The sequence below is a fragment of the Streptomyces sp. NPDC000941 genome (assembly GCF_053599555.1).
The window spans coordinates 1-10,521 of the sequence record NZ_JBSFMM010000310.1 but is presented as its reverse complement, the minus strand read 5'-3'; the positions used below and the strand labels follow the sequence as shown (position 1 = coordinate 10,521).

Below are 10,521 nucleotides of genomic sequence, written 5' to 3'. Positions count from 1 at the left end.
CGCGGAGCGGGAAGGGCTGCGGGATGTGGCGCGTGCGCTGGCCGGCGAGCGGGCGGTGTTCGAGCGCCGCGCCGTGATCGTGGCCGAGGACCGCGATGAGCTCGTACGCGGCCTGGACGCACTGGCGGCCGGCGCTCCGGCGCCCCACCTGGCGGAGCGCCTGACGCAGCCGGGCGATACCGACGCGCCCGTGGTGGCGGTGCTGTTCACGGGCCAGGGGGCGCAGCGCGTCGGCATGGGGCGTGAGCTGTACGCGGCGTTTCCCGCGTTCGCCGCCGCCTTCGACGCCGTATGCGCGGAGCTCACGACGGCGGGCGGCCCCGACGTACGGAAGTTGCTCCTCGAAGATGACGACGCCTCTGCATCCGAGGTGTGCGAGCGCACCGAGTTCGCGCAGCCCGCGCTGTTCGCGCTGGAAGTGGCGCTGTACCGGCTGGTGGAGACCTCGGGGATCAGGCCCCGGTTTCTGCTCGGACACTCGGTGGGAGAGCTGGTGGCCGCGCATGTGGCCGGGGTGCTCTCACTGCCGGACGCGGCGCGGCTGGTCGTCGCCCGGGGCAGGCTGATGCAGGCGCTCCCTGCGGGCGGGGCCATGGTGGCGGTGGAGATCTCGGAGCGGGAGGCGGGTCGGCTGCTGGCGGAGGCGCAATCCGGCTCGCCCGAGGCAGCCCGGGTGGGCCTGGCCGCGGTCAACGGCCCTCGCTCGGTGGTGCTGTCCGGCGACGAGGGCGCCGTACGGGAGCTGGCGGGGCGGTGCGCGGAGCTCGGCCACCGCACGCGGCGACTCAGGGTGAGCCACGCCTTCCACTCGCCCCGTATGGACCCGATGCTGGAGGAGTTCCGCCAGGAGACGGAGCGCGTGACGTACCACCTCGCGCGTATCCCCGTTGTGTCGAACGTGACCGGCGCCCTGCTGCCCGCCGAGGAGTTCGGCACGCCCGAGTACTGGGTGCGGCACGTCCGCGCGGCGGTGCGTTTCGGCGACGGGGTGGCGTGGCTGCGCGAGCAGGGCGTCCGTACGTTTCTGGAGCTCGGCCCGGATGGCACACTGTGCGGCCTGGTCCAGGACGTCTTCGCCGCCGAAGAGCCGGGAGCCGCCGCCGAAAGGCTGGGAGCCGCCGCCGAAGAGCCCGGAGCCGACGCCGAAGACGTCTTCCTGGCCGCGGCCCTGCGCCCCGACCGGGGCGAGAGCCAGACGTATCTCGCGGCCCTCGCGCGGCTCTTCGTGTCCGGGATGGAGGTGGACTGGCCAGGGGCGATGGGGTGGTCGCCCGCCGCGGTCGGGGGTGTCGAGCTGCCGACCTATGCCTTCGAACGGGAGCGTTACTGGCTGGAGGCGGCCGGGCCCGGCGGATCCGGGGCGAGCGGTGGCGAGGGGCCGCTGTGGGAGGCGGTGGAGCGGGGCGATGTCCCGCGCGTCGGTGAGCTGCTGGGGGTGGACGAGGGGGCCGGTCTCGGGACACTGGTGCCCGCGCTCGGGGCTTGGTGGCGGGGGTGCCGCGACCGTGGCGTGCTGGACGGGTGGCGCTATCGGGAGGTGTGGCGGCCGACGGGTGACAGTGGCGCGGGGGCGCCGACGGGGCGTTGGCTGGTGGTTGCTGCCGACGGGGTGAACGGATCGCCCGTCGTCGAGGAGTTGGAGCGGTCCGGGGCCAGGGCGGCCCTCCACGCGGCCGAGGGGTGCGTGGCGCGCGAGGCGCTGGTGGAGCGGCTGCGGGCCGAGTTGGGGCCCGAGCCCGAGGTGGACGGGGTGGCGTTGCTGTTGGCGGGCGGCGGCGGCCCGGGCGCGGGGGCGCTGCTCCTGGCGTGGCTCCAGGCCCTGGGCGATGTGGGGGCGGCGGCTCGGCTGTGGTGTGTGACTCGCGGCGCGGTGTCGGTGGGCGGCGGGGACGCGGTGGTGTCGCCCGGGCTGGGCCAGGTGTGGGGGCTGGGACGGGTGGCCGCCCTTGAGGCTCCGGAGGTGTGGGGCGGGCTGGTCGACCTTCCGGACCCGCTGGACACGCGGGCGGCGCGGAGCCTGGTGCGGGCGCTGGCGGGGCCCGAGCGGGAGTGCGCGGTACGGGCGTCCGGGGTGTTCGTACGCCGCCTGGAGCGCGCCCCGCTGGCCGGGGCGGTGGCGGAGCCGGGGCGCGAGTGGCGGCCGCACGGCACGGTACTGATCACCGGCGGTACGGGCGGGCTGGGCGCGCATGTGGCTCGATGGCTGGCCGGCCGCGGCCCGGTGCATCTGCTGTTGCTGAGCCGGCGCGGCGAGGCGGCCGAAGGCGCCGCCGGGCTCCGGGACGAGCTGGCCGGGCTGGGGGCGCGGGTGACCGTGGCGGCGTGCGATGTGGCCGATCGCGACGCGCTCGCGCGGGTCCTGGCCGGGGTGCCGGAGGACGCCCCACTGACGGCCGTGGTGCATGCGGCGGGTGCGCTGGACGACGCCGTCCTGGCGACGCTGACCCCGGAGCGGCTGGAGGCGGCGCGGCAGGCCAAGGCGGTCGGGGCGTGGCAACTGCACGAGCTGACGCGCGGCGCCGACCTCGCGGCCTTCGTGGTGTTCTCCTCGGCGGCTGCGACGTTCGGCTCGGCGGGGCAGGGCGGCTACGCCGCGGCGAACGCCGAGGTGGACGCGCTGATCAAACATCGGCGCGGCCTCGGGCTGCCGGGCCTGTCGGTGGCGTGGGGGGCCTGGGCCGGCGGCGGGATGGCGGACGCCGCCGCGGACGCCGGGCGGTTGCGCCGCCACGGCATGGCGGCCATGGACCCCCGGCTGGCTCTGACGGCGCTCGGGCAGGCGCTGGAGCACGACGAGACCTGCCTGACCGTCGCGGACATCGACTGGCGGGCCTTCGTCGACCACGCCCCCGCCACCGGACTCGACCCCTTGATCAGCGGGATCCCCGAGGCCCGGACGGCTTGGGACGCCGCGGGCCGCGGCGCCGCCGAGGCCGCCGGAACGCTCCGGACGCGGCTGGCCGGGCTGTCCGCGGACGAGCAGCGGCGCATGGTGGTCGAGTTGGTCCGTACGCACGCGGCCACCGTGCTCGGCCACGCCGGCCCGGCGGCCGTGCCGCCGGAGCGCGCCTTCCGTGAGCTGGGCTTCGACTCGTTGACCGCCGTGGAGCTGCGCAACCGGCTCAACGCCGCCACCGGCCTCAGGCTGCCCGCCACCGCGGTGTTCGACTACCCTCACCCGGCCGCGCTCGCCCAGCACACCTGGGAGCAGCTGTTCGGCGCCCCCGGAACGGCCGGTGGACCGTCCTCTGCCGATCCGCGGCCCACGGCGACGGACGAGCCGATCGCCGTGGTGGGGATGGCCTGTCGCTTCCCCGGCGGTGTCCGCTCCGCGGAGGAGTTCTGGGAGCTGCTGGCCCAGGGCAGGGACGCGATCGCGGGCTTCCCGATGGACCGGGGCTGGGGCGGTGCGGCGCTGTACGACGCCGATCCGGAGCGCCCCGGCACCTCGTATGCGCGGGTGGGCGGTTTCCTCTACGACGCGGCGGAGTTCGATGCGGGGTTCTTCGGGATCAGCCCGCGTGAGGCGCTGGCGATGGACCCGCAGCAGCGGCTGCTGCTGGAAACGTCCTGGGAGACCTTCGAACACGCCGGCCTCGACCCCGCCGACCTGCGGGGCAGCCGCACCGGCGCCTTCGTGGGTATGGCGCAGCAGGACTACATCAACCTGCTGCGCCACACGGGCGAGGACCTTGAGGGTTATGCGATGACCGGCGTCTCGGGCAGCGCGCTGTCGGGTCGGTTGGCGTACAGCTTTGGTTTTGAGGGTCCTGCGGTGACGGTGGATACGGCGTGTTCTTCGTCGTTGGTGGCGTTGCATTTGGCGTGTCAGTCGTTGCGGTCGGGAGAGTGTTCGCTGGCGTTGGCGGGTGGGGTGACGGTGATGTCGACGCCGGGTGTGTTTGTGGAGTTCTCCCGTCAGCGTGGTCTGGCGGCGGACGGGCGGTGCAAGCCGTACGCCGCCGCCGCTGACGGAGTTGGCTGGTCCGAAGGGGTGGGGATGCTGTTGGTGGAGCGGTTGTCGGATGCGCGGCAGTTGGGGCATCGGGTGTTGGCGGTGGTGCGGGGCAGTGCGGTGAATCAGGACGGGGCGAGCAATGGTTTGACGGCGCCGAATGGTCCGTCGCAGCAGCGGGTGATTCGGCAGGCGTTGGCGGGTGCGGGGCTGGCGGCGTCGGATGTGGATGTGGTGGAGGGGCATGGTACGGGGACGACGCTGGGGGATCCGATCGAGGCGCAGGCGATCCTCGCTACGTATGGCCAGGATCGCCCGGAAGACCGGCCGTTGTGGTTGGGGTCGGTGAAGTCGAACATCGGCCATACGCAGGCGGCGGCCGGTGTCGCCGGGGTGATCAAGATGGTGCTGTCGCTCCAGCACGACCTGCTGCCACCGAGCCTGCACACGAACACCCCAACCCCTCATGTCGATTGGTCGGCCGGGAGGGTGCGGCTGCTGAGCGAGTCGGTGCCGTGGCCGGGGAACGGGCGTCCGTGCCGGGCGGGTGTGTCGTCCTTCGGGGTCAGTGGCACCAACGCGCACATCATCCTGGAGCAGGCCCCGGACGAGGCCGTGGCGGAGCGCGGGCCCACGCACGAATCGCCGGTGGTGCCGTGGCTGGTCTCGGCGCGTTCGGAGGGCGCGCTGAGAGGGCAGGCCCGCCGGTTGCGGGAGTTTGTCGCGGACCGGGAAGAGCTGCGGGATGTGGCGCATGCGCTGGCCGGCGAGCGGGCGGTGTTCGAGCGCCGCGCCGTGATCGTGGCCGAGGACCGCGACGAGCTCGTACGCGGCCTGGACGCACTGGCCACTGGGGCACCGGCCGCCGGACTGGTCGAGGGGCCGCCCGGCCCGGCCGCCCATGGCAAGGTCGCGATGCTGTTCGGCGGCCAGGGCACCCAATGGGACGGCATGACCGCCGAGCTCCTGGACACCGCACCCGTGTTCGCCGACCAGATGGCGGCCTGCGCGGAAGCCCTCGCGTCCTACGTGGACTGGTCCCTGACCGATGTGGTGCGCGGCGAGCCGGACGCCCCGCCGCTGGACCGGGCGGATGTGGTCCAGCCGGTGCTCTTCGCGGTCATGGTGTCGCTGGCGGCGCTGTGGCGGTCGTACGGTGTGCGACCCGACGCGGTGGCCGGTCACTCCCAGGGCGAGATCGCCGCAGCGTATGTCGCCGGCGCGCTGTCGCTGGAGGACGCCGTACGGATCGTCGCGCTGCGCAGCCAGGCGCTGTCCGCGCTGGCCGGGCGGGGTGCGATGCTCTCGGTCGGCATGCCCGCCCAGGAACTCGAACCGCGCCTCGCGCCATGGGCCGGTCGGCTGAGTGTCGCGGCCGACAACGGCGCGGGCTCCGCGGTGGTGTCCGGGACCCCCGAGGCCGTGGACGCGCTGCTGGCGGAGCTGACCGCGGACGGCGTCCGGGCACGTAAGCTCAAGGTCGACTGGGCCTCCCACTCCCCGCAGGTCGAGGCCATCCACGAGCGCCTGCTCACCCTGCTCGCCCCGATCCGCCCCCGCACCGGCGACATCCCCCTGTACTCGACCGTCACCGGCGAGCGCATGGACGGCAGCGGCCTCGACGCCGAGTACTGGTACCGCAATCTGCGCCAGATGGTGCGTTTCCAGGACGCCACCCGCGCGCTCGTCGAGGACGGCCACACGGTCTTCATCGAGTCCGGCCCGCACCCGGCCGTCTCGGTCGGTGTGCAGGAGACCCTTGACGCGCTCGGTGCCGCGGACGCCCTGGTGCTGGGCACGCTACGGCGTGGCGAAGGGGGCCTGACCCGCTTCCTGACGTCCGTGGCGCGGCTCTTCGTCGCCGGTGGTGGGGTGGACTGGTCCCCGGCTGTGGGGCCGGCAGCCGGCCGGCGGGGCAGTGTCGGACTCCCCACGTACGCCTTCGAACGGCACCGGTTCTGGTTGGAGCCCGCGCCCGAGCCCGCGGGGGCGGTGGGCGGTGGCGCGGCCCCGGGCGCCGACGAGCCGTTGTGGGCCGCGGTACGGCGGGGCGATATCGCGGGAGTGGGGCGGTTGCTGGGGGTGGGAGAGAGGGCCTCGCTCGAGGTGTTGGTGCCGGCCCTGGAGGCGTGGCGGCAGCGGTGCCACGATCGCGAGTCGGTGGACGGCCTGCGCTACCGGGAGGCGTGGCGACCGACGGGGGTCGGTGGCGCGGGGGTGCTCACGGGACGTTGGCTCGTGGTGGCCGCGGACGGGGCGCGACGGGCGGTCGTCGAGGGGCTGGAGCGGGCCGGCGCGCGCGTGGTGCGCGTACCCCCGGGGCCAGGACCGGACGACCACACGGCGCTGGTCGAACGGTTACGGGCCGAGTCGGAGCCCGAGCCCGCGGCCAAGGGGCTGGTGCTGGTCGCGGATGACGAGACGTCGGAGTCGTTGCCGCGGGTCCTGGTACAGGCATTGGGTGACGCGGATGCGGGGGCTCGGCTGTGGTGTGTGACCAGCGGGGCAGTGTCACTCGACGGCGACGACGAGCCGGGGTCCCAGGCGTCGGCCCGGGTGTGGGACGCGGCCCGCAGGGTGAGGCTTGAGGATCCGCAGCGGTGGGGTGGGCTGATCGATGTGGCGGGCCTGCCCGACCGCAGGGTCGTCGACGGGCTCATCGGGGTCCTCCACGGCGACGAGCGCGAGTGCGCGGTGCGCACCTCGGGGGTGTTCGTACGCCGGGTGGTGCGGGCTCCGTTGGCCGGGGCGGTCGCGGAGCGGGCGTGGCGGCCCGAGGGCACCGTACTGATCGACGGCGGCGCCCTCGGACCGGGCCCCCACACGGCCCGGTGGCTGGCCGCCCGCGGCGCCGAACACCTCCTGCTCCTCGACGAGAACGGCGACGGGTTCGGGATCGCGGACGAACTCTCCGAGGCCGGGGTCCGGGTGACGACGGCGGCGTGCGACCCGGCCGACCGTCAAGCGCTGGCGCAACTGCTGACCGCCATCCCGGAGGAGTATCCCCTGCGTGCCGTGGTGCATACGGCGCAGGGGGACGACAGCATCGTGGGGGCGTGGAATCTGCACGAGCTGACACGCGACACCGACCTTTCGGCGTTCGTCGTGTTCTCGTCGGCAGCGCCGCTCCTCGGGGCCCCTGGACACGGCGCCTGTGCCGAGGCGGCGGCCCTGATGCGCCACCGTCGCGGCCTGGGACTGCCGGGGCTGTCCATGACCTGGGGCCCCTGGGCCGTCGACGGCACCGGATCGAACGGAACAGCGGGCGCGGAGGCCGCGCGGCCGCGGAGCGGCGGTGGTGTGGCGGCCATGGACCCGCGGCTCGCCCTGGAAGCGCTGGGGCAGGCGCTCGACCACGGCGAGACCTCCCTGACCGTCGCCGACATCGACTGGCCGCACCTGGTGGAAACCGCGACCGAGGCGGGGCTCGACCCCCTGATCAGCGAGATCCCCGAGGCGCGCGAGGCCTGGCAACTCGTCCGAGGCGACGCCGGTCGCGAGCCCGAGGGTGCGCTGCGCGCGCGGCTGGCCGGACTGACCGCGGACGAGCGGCTGCGGGCGCTCGTCGAGCTGGTCCGGACACACGCGGCGGCCGTCCTCGGGCACGACGGGCCGGCGGCCGTGGAGCCGGAACGCGCCTTCCGCGAGCTGGGCTTCGACTCGCTGACCGCCGTGGAGCTGCGCAACCGGCTGAACATCGCCACCGGTCTGTCACTGCCCGCCACCGTCGTCTTCGACCACCCAAACCCGGCCGCGCTCGCCCGCGGCATGCGCGAGCTGCTGTTCGGCGGCGGGACTGCCACCGGCTCGGCCGCGCCCGTGGCCCGCGAGGCGGTGGGGACGGACGAGCCGATCGCCGTGGTGGGGATGGCGTGCCGCTTCCCCGGCGGTGTCCGCTCCGCGGAGGAGTTCTGGCAGCTGCTGGCCTCGGGCAAGGACGCCATCGCGGAGTTTCCGGCCGACCGGGGCTGGGACATGGAAACCCTCTACGACCCGGATCCGGAGCGCCCCGGCACCTCGTACGCGCGAGCGGGCGGTTTCCTCTACGACGCGGCGGACTTCGACGCGGGGTTCTTCGGCATCAGCCCCCGCGAGGCACTGGCCATGGACCCGCAGCAACGCCTGCTGCTCGAGACCTCCTGGGAGGCCCTGGAGCGGGCCGGAATCGATCCGCGGTCGCTGGGCGGCAGCCGCACCGGCGTATTCGCCGGGCTGGCGCTCCAGGACTACGCCGAGGTGGTGCGGCAGGGCGGGCCGGAGCTGGCGGGGTACGCGCTGACCGGGATCTCCGGCAGCGTGCTGTCAGGCAGGCTCGCGTACACCTTCGGTTTCGAGGGCCCCGCGGTGACGGTGGACACGGCGTGTTCCTCGTCGCTGGTGGCACTGCACCTGGCGTGTCAGTCGCTGCGGTCCGGCGAATGCTCACTGGCGCTGGCGGGCGGGGCGACGGTGATGTCCACCCCGGCCGCCTTCCTGGAGTTCTCCCGCCAGCGCGGGCTCGCCGCCGACGGCCGGTGCAAGGCGTACGCGGCCGCCGCCGACGGGGTCGGCTGGTCCGAGGGCGTGGGCGTACTGCTGCTGGAGCGCCTTTCCGACGCGCGACGCCTGGGACACCGGGTGCTCGCGGTCGTACGCGGCAGTGCGGTGAACCAGGACGGCGCGAGCAACGGGCTCACCGCACCCAACGGGCCTGCCCAGCAACGGGTGATCCGTCAGGCACTCGCCAACGCCGATGTGCCCGCCACCGGCATCGACGCGGTGGAGGGGCATGGGACGGGGACGACGCTGGGCGATCCGATCGAGGCGCAGGCGATCCTTGCGACGTATGGCCAGGATCGTCCGGAGGGCCGGCCGTTGTGGTTGGGGTCGGTGAAGTCGAACATCGGGCATACGCAGGCGGCGGCCGGTGTCGCCGGGGTGATCAAGATGGTGCTGGCACTCCAGCACGACCTGCTGCCACCGAGCCTGTACGTCAACGACCCGTCGCCGCACGTGGACTGGTCCTCGGGCCGGGTGCGGCTGCTGAACGAGCCGGTGCCATGGCCACGGAACGGACACCCTCGGCGCGCGGGGATCTCCTCCTTCGGGGTCAGCGGGACCAACGCCCACATCATCCTGGAACAGGCCCCCGAGGAGCCCGAGCCGGAGTCCGCGTCGGAAGACGAGGACCAGAACGAGGACCGGGACGAGGGGCAGGCGGTAGCCGTGTCCGCGGTGGTGCCATGGGTGGTGTCGGCGCGCTCCGAGACGGCGCTACGGGGCCAGGCACACCGGCTGCGGGAGCTCGCCGCAGAGGAGGAGAACCTGAGGCCCGTAGAGGTCGCGCGGGCGCTGATGACCGAGCGGGCGGTGTTCGAGCGCCGCGCCGTCGTCGTGGCCGAGGACCGCGAGGGCTTCGTACGCGGCCTGGACGCGCTCGCCGCCGGAGTGTCCGCAACCGCTCTGGTGGCGGGCGCGCCACGGCCCGGAACCGACGCCGGGCTCGCGCTGCTCTTCGCCGGCCAGGGCACCCAACGCATCGGCACGGGATTGGAGTTGGCCGCCGTCTTTCCGGCGTACGCCCATGCCCTGGACGTGGTGGTCACCGAGCTGGACACCCGGCTGGACCGGCCGCTGCGCCCGCTGCTGTTCGCCGCGCCCGGTACGGACGAGGCCGCCCTGCTGGACCGTACCCGCTACGCCCAGCCGGCCCTGTTCGCGGTCGAAGTGGCGCTGTTCCGGCTGCTGGAGTCCTTCGGCGTACGCCCCGACTTCCTGATCGGCCACTCCCTCGGCGAGCTGACCGCCGCACACGTCGCCGGGGTCCTCACCCTGCCGGACGCCGCGCTGCTGGTGGCCGCGCGCGGCCGGCTCATGGAGCAGCTGCCGCCCGGAGGGGCGATGGTGGCGTTGCGGGCCACCGAGGACGAGGTGGCGGAGGCCCTGGCGGGACGCGAGGCGCTGGTGTCGGTGGCGGCGGTGAACGGGCCCAGGGCGGTGGTGGTCTCGGGGGAGCGGAGCGCGGTCGACGAGGTGGCTGAGGCGTTCGCCGCGCGGGGCCGCAAGACCCGGCGGCTGCGAGTCGGCCACGCGTTCCACTCCCCGCTGATGGAGCCGATGCTGGACGCGTTCCGCGAGGTCGCCGCCTCGCTGACGTATGCGGAACCGACCCTCGGCCTGGTGTCGAACCTGACCGGGGAACTCGCCCGTCCCGGCGAGCTGACGGACCCGGAGTACTGGGTGCGGCACGTACGCCACGCCGTGCGGTTCAACGACGGACTGGCGTGGCTGCGGGCGCAGGGCGTCAGCACCTTCCTGGAACTGGGCCCGGACGGCACGCTGTCCGCCCTCGCCCAGGACGACCCGGAAGGCGACACGGACGCAGAGCACGCCCCGATGTCCGCGGCGGTGTCCGGGGTCGCGCCCGCGGCGGACCGGATCGTGTCGGCACCCTTGCTACGCCCGGACCGGCCCGAGGCCCACACCCTGCTCACCGCCCTCGCCCGGATCCACGTCCACGGCGTGACCGTCGACTGGCCGGCGGTCATCGGCCCCGCCCCGGCCGAAGCGGCCGGCCGGCGCAGGGT

Annotated in this window: 1 protein-coding gene; it reads left to right on the top strand. The window is 74.3% G+C overall.

The window, feature by feature from the left end; translation table 11 throughout:
- The coding region (locus tag ACWDSL_RS48890; protein WP_450495659.1) for a type I polyketide synthase at positions 1-10,521 on the top strand (10,521 nt) is incomplete at both ends.